Origin of the sequence: Escherichia sp. WS3227_2 (assembly GCF_046486495.1) — a bacterium.
GTDB classification, from domain to species: Bacteria; Pseudomonadota; Gammaproteobacteria; order Enterobacterales; family Enterobacteriaceae; genus Escherichia; species Escherichia coli.
This window is the reverse complement of record NZ_JBJQLG010000001.1, coordinates 314600-331413: the sequence shown is the minus strand read 5'-3', so window position 1 is coordinate 331413 and position 16814 is coordinate 314600. Positions and strand designations below refer to the sequence as shown.

The following is a 16814-nucleotide window of genomic DNA, read 5'->3' as shown; positions in this document are numbered from 1 at the left end:
CGAGAGGATTCACCATGTCTGTAATTAAGATGACCGATCTGGATCTTGCTGGGAAACGTGTATTTATCCGTGCGGATCTGAACGTACCAGTAAAAGACGGGAAAGTAACCAGCGATGCGCGTATCCGTGCTTCTCTGCCGACCATCGAACTGGCCCTGAAACAAGGCGCAAAAGTGATGGTAACTTCCCACCTGGGTCGTCCTACCGAAGGCGAGTACAACGAAGAATTCTCTCTGCTGCCGGTTGTTAACTACCTGAAAGACAAACTGTCTAACCCGGTTCGTCTGGTTAAAGATTACCTCGACGGCGTTGACGTTGCTGAAGGTGAACTGGTTGTTCTGGAAAACGTTCGCTTCAACAAAGGCGAGAAGAAAGACGACGAAACCCTGTCCAAAAAATACGCTGCACTGTGTGACGTGTTCGTAATGGACGCATTCGGTACTGCTCACCGCGCGCAGGCTTCTACTCACGGTATCGGTAAATTCGCTGACGTTGCGTGCGCAGGCCCGCTGCTGGCAGCTGAACTGGACGCGCTGGGTAAAGCACTGAAAGAACCTGCTCGCCCGATGGTGGCTATCGTTGGTGGTTCTAAAGTATCTACCAAACTGACCGTTCTGGATTCCCTGTCTAAAATCGCTGACCAGCTGATTGTTGGCGGTGGTATCGCTAACACCTTTATCGCGGCACAAGGCCACGATGTGGGTAAATCCCTGTACGAAGCTGATCTGGTTGACGAAGCAAAACGTCTGCTGACCACCTGCAACATCCCGGTTCCGTCTGATGTTCGCGTAGCAACTGAGTTCTCTGAAACTGCACCGGCTACCCTGAAATCTGTTAACGATGTGAAAGCTGACGAGCAGATCCTGGATATCGGTGATGCTTCCGCTCAGGAACTGGCTGAAATCCTGAAGAATGCAAAAACCATTCTGTGGAACGGTCCGGTTGGCGTGTTCGAATTCCCGAACTTCCGCAAAGGTACTGAAATCGTGGCTAACGCTATCGCAGACAGCGAAGCGTTCTCCATCGCTGGCGGCGGCGACACTCTGGCAGCAATCGACCTGTTCGGCATTGCTGACAAAATCTCCTACATCTCCACTGGCGGCGGCGCATTCCTCGAATTCGTGGAAGGTAAAGTACTGCCTGCAGTAGCGATGCTCGAAGAGCGCGCTAAGAAGTAAAAAATCACAGGGCAGGGAAACCTGCCCTTGTTTCAGCGCGCTTTTAAAGCACGCACTTTTTCATACTCTAAATAATTCGAGTTGCAGGAAGGCGACAAGAGAGTGAATCCCCAGGAGCTTACATAAGTAAGTGACTGGGGTGAGCGAACGCAGACGCAGCACATGCAACTTGAAGTATGACGAGTATAAGGCCCGACGATACAGGACAAGAGACATGTCTAAGATTTTTGATTTCGTAAAACCTGGCGTAATCACTGGTGATGACGTACAGAAAGTTTTCCAGGTAGCAAAAGAAAACAACTTCGCACTGCCAGCAGTAAACTGCGTCGGTACTGACTCCATCAACGCCGTGCTGGAAACCGCTGCTAAAGTTAAAGCGCCGGTTATCGTTCAGTTCTCCAACGGTGGTGCTTCCTTTATCGCTGGTAAAGGCGTGAAATCTGACGTTCCGCAGGGTGCTGCTATCCTGGGCGCGATCTCTGGTGCGCATCACGTTCACCAGATGGCTGAACATTATGGTGTTCCGGTTATCCTGCATACCGACCACTGCGCGAAGAAACTGCTGCCGTGGATCGACGGTCTGCTGGACGCGGGTGAGAAACACTTCGCTGCTACCGGTAAGCCGCTATTCTCTTCTCACATGATCGACCTGTCAGAAGAATCTCTGCAAGAGAACATCGAAATCTGCTCTAAATACCTGGAGCGCATGTCCAAAATCGGCATGACTCTGGAAATCGAACTGGGTTGCACCGGTGGTGAAGAAGACGGCGTAGACAACAGCCACATGGACGCTTCTGCACTGTACACCCAGCCGGAAGACGTTGATTACGCATACACCGAGCTGAGCAAAATCAGCCCACGTTTCACCATCGCAGCGTCCTTCGGTAACGTACACGGTGTTTACAAGCCGGGTAACGTGGTTCTGACTCCGACCATCCTGCGTGATTCTCAGGAATATGTTTCTAAGAAACACAACCTGCCGCACAACAGCCTGAACTTCGTATTCCACGGTGGTTCCGGTTCTACTGCTCAGGAAATCAAAGACTCCGTAAGCTACGGCGTAGTGAAAATGAACATCGATACCGATACCCAATGGGCAACCTGGGAAGGCGTTCTGAACTACTACAAAGCGAACGAAGCTTACCTGCAGGGTCAGCTGGGTAACCCGAAAGGCGAAGATCAGCCGAACAAGAAATACTACGATCCGCGCGTATGGCTGCGTGCCGGTCAGACTTCTATGATCGCTCGTCTGGAAAAAGCATTCCAGGAACTGAACGCGATCGACGTTCTGTAAGTCATTCCTTTCTGCTTATCTCAAGGCCCGCTCTGCGGGTCTTTTTTTCGCCAAAAGCAAGGTGATGCAGATGAGAAATCTGTGATCTATTTGGCAAAATTATGCTTTATTGTTTACCCTTGTCAGACTGCCCGTCATAAGGCGGCGGAGTGTATTTCTCCATTTTGAGTCAGTTGAAAAGGAATATTGAATGGAAGATTTGAATGTTGTCGATAGCATAAACGGCGCGGGAAGCTGGCTGGTGGCTAACCAGGCGCTGCTGCTAAGTTATGCAGTAAACATCGTGGCGGCACTCGCGATCATCATCGTTGGTTTGATTATCGCGCGGATGATTTCCAACGCGGTGAATCGCCTGATGATCTCCCGTAAAATCGATGCCACTGTTGCTGATTTTCTTTCTGCATTAGTCCGTTACGGAATTATCGCCTTTGCGCTAATCGCTGCACTGGGACGCGTGGGCGTACAAACAGCGTCAGTCATTGCTGTACTCGGTGCCGCAGGCTTAGCGGTTGGTCTGGCTTTGCAGGGGTCACTGTCTAACCTGGCCGCTGGCGTGTTACTTGTCATGTTCCGCCCGTTCCGTGCCGGAGAATATGTTGACCTCGGCGGCGTAGCCGGTACTGTGCTGAGTGTGCAGATTTTCTCCACCACCATGCGTACTGCAGACGGTAAAATTATCGTTATTCCGAACGGTAAAATTATTGCCGGAAATATTATTAACTTCTCCCGCGAGCCAGCTCGCCGTAACGAGTTTATTATTGGCGTGGCGTATGATTCCGATATCGATCAGGTTAAGCAGATCCTGACCAATATTATCCAGTCTGAAGATCGCATTTTGAAAGATCGCGAAATGACTGTGCGCCTGAATGAACTTGGCGCATCGTCGATTAATTTCGTGGTCCGCGTCTGGAGCAACAGCGGCGATCTGCAAAACGTGTACTGGGATGTGCTGGAGCGTATTAAACGTGAATTTGATGCCGCCGGTATCAGCTTCCCGTACCCGCAAATGGATGTGAACTTTAAGCGGGTGAAAGAAGACAAAGCTGCATAATCAACGCTGAGGCCAGATAATACTCTCTGGCCTCTCTCTTATTAGTTTTTCTGATTGCCAATTAATATTATCAATTTCCGCTAATAACAATCCCGCGATATAGTCTCTGCATCAGATACTTAATTCGGAATATCCAACGTGTTTTCTTATTACTTTCAAGGCCTTGCCCTTGGGGCAGCTATGATTCTGCCGCTCGGCCCACAAAATGCTTTAGTGATGAATCAGGGCATTCGTCGTCAGTACCACATTATGATTGCCTTACTTTGCGCTATCAGCGATTTGGTCCTGATTTGCGCCGGGATTTTTGGTGGCAGCGCGTTATTGATGCAGTCGCCGTGGTTGCTGGCGCTGGTCACCTGGGGCGGCGTAGCCTTCTTGCTGTGGTATGGTTTTGGCGCTTTTAAAACAGCGATGAGCAGTAATATTGAGTTAGCCAGTGCCGAAGTCCTGAAGCAAGGCAGATGGAAAATTATCGCCACCATGTTGGCAGTGACCTGGCTGAATCCGCATGTTTACCTGGATACTTTTGTTGTACTGGGCAGCCTTGGCGGGCAACTTGATGTGGAACCAAAACGTTGGTTTGCGCTCGGGACTATTAGCGCCTCTTTCCTGTGGTTCTTTGGTCTGGCTATTCTCGCAGCCTGGCTGGCACCGCGCCTGCGCACGGCAAAATCACAACGCATTATCAATCTGGTTGTGGGATGTGTTATGTGGTTTATTGCCTTGCAGCTGGCGAGAGACGGTATTGCTCATGCACAAGCCTTGTTCAGTTAGGCGCTATCTGATGGAAAAATAAAACAGAGGCGCTAAGCTTGCCTCCAGAGGTCCTGAATTTTAGGCAAGTCAATTAACACGGAGAGACTAACGTGAAGTTCAAAGTTATCGCCCTGGCGGCATTAATGGGTATTAGCGGGATGGCAGCGCAGGCTAACGAATTGCCGGATGGACCGCATATTGTCACCTCCGGTACGGCAAGCGTGGATGCGGTGCCAGACATTGCCACTCTTGCGATTGAAGTCAACGTGGCCGCGAAGGATGCCGCTACTGCCAAGAAACAGGCGGATGAGCGCGTCGCACAATACATTTCCTTCCTTGAACTCAATCAGATCGCGAAAAAAGATATCAGCTCAGCGAACTTACGCACCCAGCCAGATTATGATTATCAGGATGGTAAAAGTATCCTGAAAGGCTACCGTGCTGTGAGAACGGTGGAAGTCACGCTCCGTCAGTTAGACAAACTGAATTCCTTGCTGGACGGCGCGCTGAAGGCGGGTCTTAACGAAATTCGTTCTGTGTCGCTGGGCGTGGCGCAGCCGGATGCCTATAAAGACAAAGCGCGTAAGGCAGCGATTGATAACGCGATTCATCAGGCGCAGGAACTGGCGAACGGCTTTCATCGTAAACTGGGGCCGGTATATAGCGTGCGCTACCATGTTTCCAACTATCAGCCCAGCCCAATGGTGCGGATGATGAAAGCCGATGCCGCGCCGGTGTCCGCCCAGGAAACTTACGAGCAGGCCGCTATTCAGTTTGATGATCAGGTCGATGTGGTCTTCCAGTTAGAACCTGTGGATCAACAACCCGCTAAAACACCTGCAGCACAATAATATTTGTAGCCCGACGTATTCGTCGGGCTAATGCCTTTACCCGATATTGCCTCCTTTTTCTGTAATTTTCTGTAAAACCATGACGTAATCACCTATCTTTGCTCGCGGTTTCATCAAGGATAGGCTGACTGAAACGGTTAAGCGGACAAGGATGCGGGGGAGGGGGTATGGACATTTTTATTTCGAAAAAGATGCGCAATTTCATTTTATTAGCGCAAACCAATAATATTGCCCGGGCGGCAGAAAAAATCCATATGACGGCTTCGCCATTTGGTAAAAGCATTGCCGCGCTGGAAGAACAAATTGGCTATACGCTATTTACCCGCAAAGATAATAATATCAGCCTCAATAAAGCCGGACAGGAACTGTATCAAAAACTGTTCCCGGTTTATCAACGACTTTCTGCGATTGATAATGAAATCCATAACTCAGGGCGTCGTTCACGAGAAATTGTGATTGGCATAGATAATACTTATCCGACCATTATTTTTGATCAGTTGATTAGTCTCGGAGATAAGTACGAAGGCGTGACCGCCCAGCCAGTTGAGTTCAGCGAAAACGGCGTTATCGATAATCTTTTTGACCGTCAGTTAGATTTTATAATCTCCCCACAGCATGTATCTGCACGAGTTCAGGAACTGGAAAACCTGACTATCAGTGAACTACCACCGCTGCGATTGGGCTTTCTCGTTTCTCGCCGTTATGAAGAGCGACAAGAGCAAGAGCTGCTTCAGGAGCTACCCTGGCTGCAAATGCGCTTTCAGAACCGGGCCAACTTCGAAGCAATGATTGATGCGAATATGCGACCTTGTGGGATCAATCCCACCATTATTTATCGACCCTACAGTTTTATGGCCAAAATCAGCGCCGTGGAGCGCGGACATTTTCTGACGGTGATCCCGCATTTTGCCTGGCGACTGGTGAATCCGGCAACGCTGAAATATTTTGATGCGCCGCACAGGCCGATGTATATGCAGGAATATCTTTATTCAATCAGAAATCATCGTTATACCGCCACGATGCTTCAGCATATTGCTGAAGATCGTGACGGGACGAGTCATTAACCCAGCATCGAGCCGGTTGCAATTAAATTACGGTGTAAATCGAAGACGTGGCTAAGATCGTGGTGAATATGTCCGCCGGGCGCATTTTCCAGATAGCGATGCAGATAATCCCGATACATAGGATGTGCACAATTATCAATGATGGTGCGGGCGCGTTGAAGCGGGGAAAGACCACGCAGATCGGCGATCCCTTGTTCGGTGATGATCACTTTGACGCTGTGTTCGCTGTGATCAACATGGCTGCACATTGGCACGACGGTTGAGATCTTGCCTTCTTTAGCAATCGACGGGGCCATAAAGATCGACAGATACGCGTTGCGTTCAAAATCACCGCTGCCACCGATGCCGTTCATCAGATCGACCCCGGCTACGTGCGTTGAGTTGGCATGCCCGTAAATATCAAACTCCAGGCCGACGTTCAGAGCGATGACGCCCAGACGACGGATGATTTCCGGGTTATTGGAAATCTCCTGCGGACGCAACACAATGCGGCTGGCAAAGTAATCCATATTGTCGTAAATCTTGCGCAGGGAATCGGCCGAGATTGTCAGGCTGGAGGCGCTGGCCCCGCTGATTTTGCCGGTTTCCAGTAAATGCACCACCGATTCCTGTAGCACTTCCGAATACATCATAAACGGAGGAATTTCCGGGTTTTCCCCCAGACGCGCCATTACCGCATTATTGATATTGCCCACGCCACTTTGCAGCGGCAGAAATTCCGGTGGAATACGCCCATGCGCCATTTCCTGCAATAAGAACGTGACCACGTTATCGGCAATCTGCTGGCACATGGGATTTTGCTTATCCAGCATATTACCGGCGTCGGGCAAGTTGGTTTCCACGACGGCGACAATCTTTTTCGGATCGATTTGCACATAGCGGGTACCGACGCGATCCATTGCATGGAAGATCGACACGCTATTGCGCCGCGGTGGCGCGCCAGGAATCACAATATCCGCCAGTTCTGCAACGCGCGGATCGTGATAGTGATTGAGTTCAATGATCACTTTCTTCGCTCGCAGCAGCCAGGTCGGCGCATTACCGATCCCGCTGGTTAACCAGACTCGACCATCCGGTGCCAGTGCCGATGCTTCAATGACGGCAACATCAATTTCGCCGAAGAAACCGTAATTGACCATTTGCGCCACTTCGCTCAAATGCAGGTCAACGAAACTCACCGCGCCCTGATTGATCTTTTTACGTAAACCGGACGATGTTTGATATGGCGCACGCCAGGAAACAGCATCGGCGTCAGAAAGTACATCGTCAGCGGCGGCGCTGATTGACGCCCCCGTCAGCAGGCGGATTTGATACGGCTTTTGGGCCTCATGCTGTTCGTTAGCTCTGCGGGCAATGGCGGTGGGAAGGGCTTTCGGCGAACCCGCCGGGGTAAAGCCGCTAAATGCCACCATGTCGTTATGCTGGATAATTTCTGCCGCTTCATCGGCGGTCATCCTTGTCCACTGAGTTTCCATTTTTACTCCTTCGTTCGCAGGGATTAATGACCAACGAAATTAGGTTTACGTTTTTCGAGGAAAGCGTTCATCCCTTCCTGGTAATCTTCGCTGTCATAAACGGCGCGGCGCATCCCCTGAATACGTTCAAATTCATCGGAGTTCATGGTGTGCGCTTCGCCCAGTACACGCAGCTCTTCTTTGATAACGGCAATGGCTAACGGCGCTTTCTCAGAGATGTGGTGCGCCATTTGTAAGGTGAAATCTTCCAGTTCTTCCACTTCCACAACATGGTTGAGAATGCCGACAGCCAGCGCGCGCTGGGCTGTGATTGGCGAAGCGGTAAAAATCAGCTCTTTGACAATGTGGAAGCCCGCGTCGCGGGTCAGGTTGTGAATGCCGACCAGGTTATACGGGACGCCGAGGTTTACAGGTGTCATTGAGAAGGTTGAGGTACTGGCGGCGATGATCAGATCGGAACTCATGATCATTTCAAATGCGCCACCCCAGACACTACCTTCCACCATCGAAATGATCGGTTTCGGGAATTTTTGGATCATGCGGGTGATTTGACGCAACGGATCATCATAGGAGAGCGGATCGCGACCGCCAGACGGTAGTTCGTGAATATCGTGACCTGCGGAGAAGACTTTGGATCTACTCGGCGCGCGCAAAATGATACAGCGAATTTCCGGCCGGTTGAGATCGCTTAATGCCTGCATAAGATCATCAATAAAGACTTTACTTAAGGCATTAAGTTTTCGGCCATAGTTAAACTCAATGACCGCCACTTTGTTGATAGTGACAACGTTCACATACTGATAAGACATAAAAATTCCTTTAATCAAAATATTGCGTCTGGATAAATTCACTGAGCTGCCGCAGACCGGTGCGCGGTGAGAGCGTATTGTTTTTGACCGCTAAAAGCGTCTGGCGGTAATAGCGATCGAAATCTTCATTCGCGAACAGGTGATTCAGTACTTCTTCTTCGGTTTGTTTACGCAGCCATTCCACCGATTGTTGTTGCCGCACTTGTTGCAAACGACCACTGGCAGTTAGCGCGGTTTTGAAGTCGATGATGGCGTGCCAGATCTCATTGATTCCACGTTTTTCCAGTGCGCTACAAGTCAGAACCCGTGGCTGCCATTCGTCGTATTTACGTCGCAGAATATGCAGGGCACTCTCGTACATATGCCGGGCAATGGCGACATTGGTATGGTTATCGCCATCGTCTTTGTTGATAACGATCAGATCTGCCACTTCCATCAGCCCCTTTTTAATGCCCTGCAGATCATCGCCGCCACCGGCAATTTGCAACGAGATAAAACAGTCCACCATGCGGGCGACTTCCGTTTCTGACTGCCCGACGCCAACCGTTTCGACAATCACTACGTCATAACCCGCCGCTTCGCATAACAGCATTAATTCCCGCGCTCGCTGACTGGCACCGCCCAGATGGCCGGAGGAGGGTACCGGGCGAATAAACGCCGCCTCGGCACGCGCCAGGTCATTCATGCGGGTTTTATCCCCGAGAATGCTACCGCCAGTGACCGGGCTGCTGGGATCGACCGCAATAACCGCAACCTTTAATCCCTCACGAATCAACAACATGCCAAAGGCTTCAAGAAAGGTACTTTTCCCCGCGCCGGGTGTGCCGGTAACGCCCAGTCGCAGGGCGTTACCACAGAACGGCATAATGGCGTCAAGCAGCTGTGTACTTAGCGCCTGATGACGCGGGTGACGGCTTTCCACCAACGTCATGGCCTGGGCGAGCGTGGCACGCTCACCCTGACGTAAGCGGCGAATACTTTCTGCCAGCGTGGCTTCATTAATCATGATGCTGGCTTATCAGATTCAGTACGTCGCGCACGCTGTCGAGCATAGGTGTACCTGGACCATAAATCGCCGCCACGCCGCGCTCTTGCAGGAAGGCGTAATCCTGCGGCGGAATGACGCCACCGGCGACTACGCAGATATCTTCGCGTCCCCATTTTTTCAGCGCTTCGACCAGTTCCGGGATCAGCGTTTTATGACCGGCAGCCAGTGAGGATGCGCCCACTACGTGAACGTCGTTTTCTACGGCCAGGCGGGCGATCTCTTCAGGTGTAGAGAACATCGGGCTTAAATCTACGTCGAAACCGAGATCGGAATAGGCGCTGGCGATCACTTTCGCGCCGCGATCGTGCCCATCCTGGCCCATTTTAGCGATCAGAATGCGCGGGCGACGACCATTGTCGGCAAGGAACTGCTCCGTTTGCGCAACAATGGCATCGAACTCGGAGGCCGATTTCTCAGACTGATGATAGCTTTGCGCAATCACGCCGGTAACACACTGGCTTGGCACCAGATAACGGTCGAAAGCGGCTTCCAGCGCATCGGAAATTTCACCCAGGGTGGCGCGAACGCGAGCAGCATTAACAGCGGCAGCCAGCAGGTTTTCGTTATGCTGTGCGGCGTGAGTCAGGGCGTTCAACGCGGCGGTTACGGCGGCATCATCACGGGTGGCGCGAATGCGTTCCAGCGAAGCAATTTGCTCGTTACGCACCATCACGTTGTCGATCTCAAGTACATCGGTTTCGTCTTCGTGATCCAGTTTGTACTTGTTGACACCAACGATGACACGCTTGCCCTGGTCGATCAGCGACTGTTCGCGCGCTGAGGCCTCTTCGATCATTCGTTTTGGCAGACCTGCTTCGATCGCTTTCGCCATGCCACCGGCTTCGTCGATCTGTTGGATAATGGCTCTGGCTTGTTTGACGATTTGATCGGTCAGCGATTCAACGTAATAGGATCCGGCCAGTGGATCGACGGTGCGGCAGAGTTCTGATTCTTCCTGAATGATGATCTGGGTGTTGCGGGCAATGCGTGCTGAGAAATCGGTAGGCAAACCAAGCGCTTCGTCAAAAGCGTTGGTATGCAGTGACTGAGTACCGCCCAGCGTCGCAGCCAGTGCTTCAATGGTGGTGCGGATAACGTTGTTATACGGATCCTGTTCAGTCAGGCTCCAGCCTGAGGTCTGGCAGTGGGTACGCAGCGCCAGTGATTTCGGATCCTGTGCGCCAAATCCACTGACCGCTTCGCTCCATAAATAACGTGCCGCACGCAACATGGCGACGTTCATAAACAGATCCATGCCAATGCCGAAGAAGAACGACAGGCGAGGAGCGAAGTCATCAATTTTCAGCCCGGCGGAGATTGCTGCTTTGATGTACTCAATCCCATCAGCGAGCGTAAATGCTACCTGCTGCACGCAGTTGGCACCCGCTTCACCCATATGGTAACCGCTGATACTGATGGTATTAAATCGCGGCATGTTGCCGGAACACCAGGCGATGATGTCTGCGATAATACGCATTGACGGTTTTGGCGGGTAAATATAGGTGTTGCGGCAAAGATACTCTTTGAGGATATCGTTTTGAATGGTGCCGGTCAGTTTATCAGGTGTAACACCTTGCTCTTCTGCGGCGACAATATAAAACGCCAGTACTGGTAGTACTGCGCCATTCATGGTCATCGAAACCGACATTTTATCCAGCGGGATCTGGTCGAACAGGACTTTCATATCTTCCACGGTGTCGATAGCAACGCCCGCTTTGCCGACGTCGCCCGCCACGCGCGGGTTATCGGAGTCGTAGCCTCGGTGGGTGGCAAGGTCAAACGCAACGGAAAGACCTTTTTGCCCGGCGGCCAGGTTACGGCGATAAAAAGCGTTGGACTCTTTTGCTGTTGAAAAACCAGCATACTGACGGATGGTCCACGGTTGGGCGGTATACATAGTGGCACGCGGGCCACGAACGTAGGGGGGCAAACCAGGAAGGGTACCTGTCACCTCCAGATTATCGAGATCGGCTTCGGTATACAGCGGCTTGATGGCGATCCCTTCCGCGGTTTGCTGAACCAGCGAGTCGACAGTTTTCTCCCGACGGCTCAATTCCTTGTTGGCAAGCTGTTGCCACTCCTGCACGTTAGACATTATTTGCTCCGTAAAACGCAATCAAAATGAGGGTATTTGCGCCTACGGTGAGCTTTTTACGTGGGTTTGTCGCCAGCAAAAAAAATGCATTCAGACGTCGTTTTTTGCCGCCTGAGATTTGTCTATTTTGTGATGTGATTCAAGGAATACAAAAAGAAGTGAGGATAACGCCTGATATGTGCTATCAGGCATTATTTGATGGATTAATCCTGACGAAGGACTTTGTGACCATAATCGAGCAACGCATCAGTGACTTTACGCATCATGCGGCTTTCAGGAGCAAAGCGGTGCCAGTAGAGCATCCGGCGTTGAAATAGCCCTGGCGTTAAGTCAATCAGTTCACCGCTGGCCAGTTCTTTCTCGATTTGCAGGTGCGGGATCATACAGCAGGTGGTGCCCTGGCGAGCAAGTTGCACGAACGCTTCTGAAGAATTAACGATATGGCACGGTACGCTGCCTGGGGGCAGATCGAAGTTTTGCTGCAAAAAGGCCTGGTGCATATCGTCAAGATGGTCAAAGGCGACCACAGGTGCTTTCAATAATGCCGAACGCGTTACGCCGTTAGGGAAATATTTTTCGGCAAACGGTTTTGAGCTGACGAACAGATAGTCAAGCGCACCGAGCTTATCGACAAGACAACTCGGCAGCGCCTGATGTTGAATACTCACCGCGCCGACCACTTCGCCGCGGCGCAGACGTTCCTGAGTGCGGGTTTCATCTTCTACCTGCAAGTTGAGGCGGATAGGCGAATCAGCCAACACAGGAGCCAGCGCCGGAAGCAACCACGTCGCCAGACTGTCGGCGTTGACCGCCAGTGAAAGCAGCAGCGGAGTCGAACCGGTTTGTTCATCGCCCAGCCACTCTTCTTCCAGCAACTCCACCTGGCGTAGCAGTGCCAGCAGTTTTTGCCCTTGTTCTGTCGGGCGCGGCGGTACGGTACGCACCAACAGCGGCTGCCCGAACATATTTTCCAGTTGCTTAATGCGCTGTGAGACGGCTGATTGTGTAATGCACAGCTTTTGTGCCGCGCGCTCAAATCCTCGTTCACGTATCACCGCATCCAGTGCCTGTAATGTTCTGTAGTCCGGGCGTTTCATTGCTGTTGTCTGCTCCTGGTAAATGCTTTTTCCTGCACTATGACACAATTTTGCGTTGGGTACAGAGCATTTAACGCATACAAAAACGGTCGAAATGGAAGTTTTGGCTGGCAATCCCATTTTCATATAACCCTTTGCTGAGCGCTTTGGCAAAACTCTGTGGGCCGCAAAACCAGAAATGGGTGTCACCTTTATTTGCTATTTTATCAGTAAGATAGTGCACCTGTAGGCGCTCACCTTTATGCGCATCAAGCAGATGCAGTGTGACCCTGGCCTGGGCACAAAGTGAGGTCAGTTTATCAATATACCAGGCATCCTCGCTTCGGCTGACGCAATACCAGAGATCCACAGGAACAAAGGACGCGCCATGATGTTTACGATACTCAAGCTGGGCGATAAAGGGGGTAATGCCGATGCCTCCTGCTATCCAGACCTGGTGGGAGCAAGGGAGAGTAAAATCAAACTTTCCCCATGGCCCTTCAACGAAGGCGGACTGGCCGATTTTTATCGAGGATGCCAGAGTCGAGGTATAATCCCCTAAATGTTTGATCGCAAAGCGCAACGTGTTCTTCTCTTTGGTATATGAAGCGATAGTAAAAGGGTGAGATTCTTTACTGTGTGCGAACGTTAAGAATGCAAACTGCCCCGGAGAATAGTCGATGGCATGTTCCAGCTCAAGGGTGACTTCGGTAATTTGTCCCGGATGGTTAACAATGTTTTTAATGGTAGCCTGATGCTTGTTTTTACTATCGTTTAATTTCAGCAGCGAAATGAAAGCCGCAAAGACGCCCGGAATAGTAATTAAAATTAATAAATACGCAGCAGGAGTTTCCCACCAGTATGATTTAAACAAAGCAGTAAACACATGAAAGGCAATTGCCAGATAAAAGACGGGGAACAAACGGTGAACAAGATGAAATAAATGATAGGGAACTTTTTTGCTAAGAGACACGAAAATCATCGCTATCATAATAAACATTGCACATTCACCCGCTAACAGTCCCGCATGGAGCCAATTTTCTTGTACTGGCGTCAGGTTAATATCAACGATTTTACCAGGGTGAGTAATCCAGCCAAAGGCGACGAATAACTGGGGTAATTTTTCATCCAGCCAGTGGGCGAAAGCAAACGCTATAGCGCATATTCCTGCCCACTTATGTAATCGCCATGCTTTATCCAGACCGCCCAGCACTTTGTTAAGCCATGATGAACGCAACGATAAACACATCGTCAGCGTCATCAGACACCACGCAAGGGTTCCCGTAAAAAAGAGTATGTTTTGTCGAAGGAACCATATTAGCGCGATTGGCTTTTCACGAAAAATATCACCGGACGACAAAAAAATAAGGCATGCGACAAAGCAAACCAACGTACCTGTAAGATTAGCTTTTTTCATTTTTTATTTCATTTTGGCAGCGGAGCATAGAACAGTTCCATGCTCCCGTTAAACAGAGTGATTATTTATAGAAAATCACAGTGGCGTGGATATAATTTTTACCGGAGAAAGAACTGATGTAGTAATCGCTGGCTTGTAACTCTTCCGCTTTCTCTTTGATTTGGCTTTCAACGCCCGCTGGATTGCTATTGTGTGTGGACATGCTCACTTTTGATAACTGTTCAAGATTATTGTCCGGTTTGTGTATCTCGGTTGCTGCAAATGCGTGTCCTGTGAGAGTGCAAAGAAATAATGCGGCAAATAAATTTTGCTTAATAGACATAATAACTCCTTTTATATTAAAGATAATGATTAAATACGTGTGTTATGAGATCAGGGATTTGCGCTAATGCATTTTGCTCGGCGAGTTCGCGTCCCGGTTGGGTTTTGTCGACGCCTTCCGCACGTAAAATATGTGTATTGGTAATGCCCATTAATTTCAGCGTGGCTTGCAGATAACTTTCCTGATGATCCAGCGCCAGATGTGCTTCATCGCAATAGATACCGCCGCGCGTCGAGACAATAAACGTCGGTTTATCCGTCAGTAACCCAACGGCACCAGCGGAAGTAAAACGAAACGTTAAACCAGCCTGACAGACCTGATCTATCCAGGTTTTGAGGCCAGATGAAACGCTGTGATTAATCATCGGCGCGCCAATAATGAGCACATCGCACGATGCCAGTTCATCAATAGCAGCGTGGATATCATTCACCTCCTGCTGAATTTGTGCGTTCTCGCACTCCGCTTTACCGCAAAGCGCCAGAAAGGTTTCTTCACGCAAATGGGGTGGGGGCGTCAGGCCAACGTCGCGATGAATAATTGTGGCTTGCGCGAAACGTTGGCAAAGCGCTTCTACCAGCGCCTGGCTTAATTTCCGCGAACTTGAATGCTTAAGCATTGGACTGCTATCGATATGGAGAATTTTCATGGGTTTGCTCTCATTTCTGCGATGAGAGAAGTTTAATTGTTGTTGATATGGTGATTAAATAGACATAATTGAACTTCATTGTTGTTAAAATAGAACAATCATGATCGACTGGAATGATTACAACTACTTTGCCCTGATTGCCGATGAAGGCAGCTACAGCCAGGCGGCGCTGCGTGCGGGTGTGTCGAAATCGGTATTAAGCCGTCGAATGGCAGCGCTGGAAGAGCGCCTCGGCGTGAGGCTTATTCAGCGAACTACGCGGCGTCTGGCCCTGACGGCGGCAGGGGAACAGTTTGCTGTCGAGTGTCGGGCGCTGGTGGCTCAGGGGGAACGGGCCAGAGCGGTGGTGATGGCCGCCCAGGAAAGCCCACAGGGAATGCTGCGCGTCAGCGCGCCGGTATTTATGGCTGAAACATGGTTTGGTGAGTTCGTCAGTGAATTTATCGCCCGCTGGCCCCTGGCGAAGGTGCAACTGCTGGCAATTAATCGCCCGGTGGATATGGTCGCTGAAGGCATTGATATTGCGCTGGTTACGGCTTCCGGCGCGCTTGCGGACTCGACGCTGCATTATAAAAAATTACATACCCAGGCTGATATTTTAGTTGCCAGTTCGCAGTGGCTGGCCCGCCATCCGCAGGTGAAGGCCATTGACGATCTTAACCGCGTCGACGGGATCCTCCGCCTGACGAACAATGGCGGGAGCCAGTGGCAGTTAATGAATGGCGACCAGGAGATTACGCTGCATCCCGAGGCGCGTTTGCAGACAAATAACATTCGCGTCATGTTGCAGGCAGTGCTTGGCGGGAATGGCGTGGCGTTATTGCCTCAATTTGCCTGTAAACAGGGGCTTGCCAACGGTGAACTGGTGCGCCTGTTCGCACCGTGGAGCGGCATACCCAGACCGTTGTATGCTTTATTTGCCGGGCGAAAGGGGATGCCCGCCATTGCGCGATATTTTATGGATGAGTTAACCACGCGGCTTGCCAACGGGGTCTGAATCGCTTTTTTTGTATATAATGCGTGTGAAATTTCATACCACAGGCGAAACGATCATGACGCAGGATGAATTGAAAAAAGCAGTAGGATGGGCGGCACTTCAGTATGTTCAGCCCGGCACCATTGTTGGTGTAGGTACAGGTTCCACCGCCGCACACTTTATTGACGCGCTCGGCACGATGAAAGGCCAGATTGAAGGGGCCGTTTCCAGTTCGGATGCTTCCACTGAAAAACTGAAAAGCCTCGGCATTCACGTTTTTGATCTCAACGAAGTCGACAGCCTTGGCATCTACGTTGATGGCGCAGATGAAATCAACGGCCACATGCAAATGATCAAAGGCGGCGGCGCGGCGCTGACCCGTGAAAAAATCATTGCTTCGGTTGCGGAAAAATTTATCTGTATTGCCGACGCCTCCAAGCAGGTTGATATTCTGGGCAAATTCCCGCTGCCAGTAGAAGTTATCCCGATGGCACGTAGTGCAGTGGCGCGCCAGCTGGTGAAACTGGGCGGTCGTCCGGAATACCGTCAGGGCGTGGTGACTGATAACGGCAACGTGATCCTCGACGTCCACGGCATGGAAATCCTTGACCCGATAGCGATGGAAAACGCCATAAATGCGATTCCTGGCGTGGTGACTGTTGGCTTGTTTGCTAACCGTGGCGCGGACGTTGCGCTGATTGGCACACCTGACGGTGTCAAAACCATTGTGAAATGATCTGACGGGGGAACCTCCCC

16 protein-coding genes are annotated in these 16814 nt (G+C 50.7%); 8 read left to right on the top strand and 8 right to left on the bottom strand.

Annotation, left to right across the window (positions count from 1 at the left end):
* Nucleotides 1–14: 14 nt before the first annotated feature.
* From pgk to srsR, 6 genes are all read left to right on the top strand, one after another.
* Nucleotides 15–1178 carry a phosphoglycerate kinase gene (gene pgk / locus ACJHXB_RS01620; protein WP_000111269.1) on the top strand — a complete coding sequence of 388 codons (1164 nt, stop codon included), beginning with the start codon at nucleotides 15–17 and terminating at the stop codon, nucleotides 1176–1178.
* A gap of 214 nt (nucleotides 1179–1392) precedes the next feature.
* Nucleotides 1393–2472: a class II fructose-bisphosphate aldolase gene (fbaA, locus tag ACJHXB_RS01615; RefSeq protein ID WP_000034372.1), complete on the top strand. Its 1080-nt coding sequence runs from the start codon at nucleotides 1393–1395 to the stop codon at nucleotides 2470–2472.
* A 190-nt stretch (nucleotides 2473–2662) separates the two neighbouring features.
* Nucleotides 2663–3523 (top strand): small-conductance mechanosensitive channel MscS, encoded by an 861-nt coding sequence (mscS, locus tag ACJHXB_RS01610; protein WP_410233452.1) that lies wholly within the window; start codon nucleotides 2663–2665, stop codon nucleotides 3521–3523.
* Between the two features lie 138 nt (nucleotides 3524–3661).
* Nucleotides 3662–4297: an arginine exporter ArgO gene (gene argO / locus ACJHXB_RS01605; RefSeq protein ID WP_001604824.1), complete on the top strand. Its 636-nt coding sequence runs from the start codon at nucleotides 3662–3664 to the stop codon at nucleotides 4295–4297.
* A 92-nt stretch (nucleotides 4298–4389) separates the two neighbouring features.
* On the top strand, nucleotides 4390–5130 hold the full coding sequence (locus tag ACJHXB_RS01600; RefSeq protein ID WP_000669834.1) for an oxidative stress defense protein: 741 nt from the start codon (nucleotides 4390–4392) through the stop codon (nucleotides 5128–5130).
* Nucleotides 5131–5297: 167 nt separating this feature from the next.
* Nucleotides 5298–6194 carry a LysR family transcriptional regulator SrsR gene (srsR, locus tag ACJHXB_RS01595; protein WP_000350807.1) on the top strand — a complete coding sequence of 299 codons (897 nt, stop codon included), beginning with the start codon at nucleotides 5298–5300 and terminating at the stop codon, nucleotides 6192–6194.
* Here the strand turns inward: srsR and scpC are convergent.
* The 8 genes from scpC to ACJHXB_RS01555 form a co-directional block, all read right to left on the bottom strand.
* A complete protein-coding gene (scpC, locus tag ACJHXB_RS01590) occupies nucleotides 6191–7669 on the bottom strand; it encodes a propionyl-CoA:succinate CoA transferase (RefSeq protein WP_001559765.1) in 1479 nt (492 codons plus the stop codon). The two genes, srsR and scpC, sit on opposite strands and share 4 nt — an antisense overlap.
* Nucleotides 7670–7692: 23 nt before the next feature.
* On the bottom strand, nucleotides 7693–8478 hold the full coding sequence (gene scpB / locus ACJHXB_RS01585; protein WP_001604823.1) for a methylmalonyl-CoA decarboxylase: 786 nt from the start codon (nucleotides 8476–8478) through the stop codon (nucleotides 7693–7695).
* 10 nt (nucleotides 8479–8488) lie between these two features.
* On the bottom strand, nucleotides 8489–9484 hold the full coding sequence (gene meaB / locus ACJHXB_RS01580) for a methylmalonyl Co-A mutase-associated GTPase MeaB (RefSeq protein ID WP_001598603.1): 996 nt from the start codon (nucleotides 9482–9484) through the stop codon (nucleotides 8489–8491).
* Nucleotides 9477–11621 carry a methylmalonyl-CoA mutase gene (scpA, locus tag ACJHXB_RS01575; RefSeq protein ID WP_001604822.1) on the bottom strand — a complete coding sequence of 715 codons (2145 nt, stop codon included), beginning with the start codon at nucleotides 11619–11621 and terminating at the stop codon, nucleotides 9477–9479. The genes meaB and scpA overlap by 8 nt, the downstream gene beginning before the upstream one ends.
* Nucleotides 11622–11824: 203 nt before the next feature.
* Nucleotides 11825–12718 carry a DNA-binding transcriptional regulator ArgP gene (gene argP / locus ACJHXB_RS01570; protein ID WP_000828351.1) on the bottom strand — a complete coding sequence of 298 codons (894 nt, stop codon included), beginning with the start codon at nucleotides 12716–12718 and terminating at the stop codon, nucleotides 11825–11827.
* A 70-nt stretch (nucleotides 12719–12788) separates the two neighbouring features.
* Nucleotides 12789–14114 carry a ferric reductase-like transmembrane domain-containing protein gene (locus ACJHXB_RS01565; RefSeq protein WP_001604821.1) on the bottom strand — a complete coding sequence of 442 codons (1326 nt, stop codon included), beginning with the start codon at nucleotides 14112–14114 and terminating at the stop codon, nucleotides 12789–12791.
* Nucleotides 14115–14175: 61 nt separating this feature from the next.
* Nucleotides 14176–14436, bottom strand: coding sequence for a DUF1471 domain-containing protein (locus ACJHXB_RS01560; RefSeq protein ID WP_001604819.1), 261 nt, complete (start codon nucleotides 14434–14436; stop codon nucleotides 14176–14178).
* 16 nt (nucleotides 14437–14452) lie between these two features.
* On the bottom strand, nucleotides 14453–15082 hold the full coding sequence (locus ACJHXB_RS01555; protein WP_000697439.1) for an FMN-dependent NADH-azoreductase: 630 nt from the start codon (nucleotides 15080–15082) through the stop codon (nucleotides 14453–14455).
* Nucleotides 15083–15182: 100 nt separating this feature from the next.
* Between ACJHXB_RS01555 and ACJHXB_RS01550 the strand changes: the two genes are divergently transcribed.
* Together ACJHXB_RS01550 and rpiA are read left to right on the top strand one after the other, a co-directional pair.
* Complete coding sequence (locus ACJHXB_RS01550; protein ID WP_001604818.1) at nucleotides 15183–16079, top strand: LysR family transcriptional regulator; 897 nt, start codon at nucleotides 15183–15185, stop codon at nucleotides 16077–16079.
* Between the two features lie 55 nt (nucleotides 16080–16134).
* Nucleotides 16135–16794, top strand: coding sequence for a ribose-5-phosphate isomerase RpiA (rpiA, locus tag ACJHXB_RS01545; RefSeq protein WP_000189743.1), 660 nt, complete (start codon nucleotides 16135–16137; stop codon nucleotides 16792–16794).
* The last annotated feature ends 20 nt before the right edge of the window (nucleotides 16795–16814 follow it).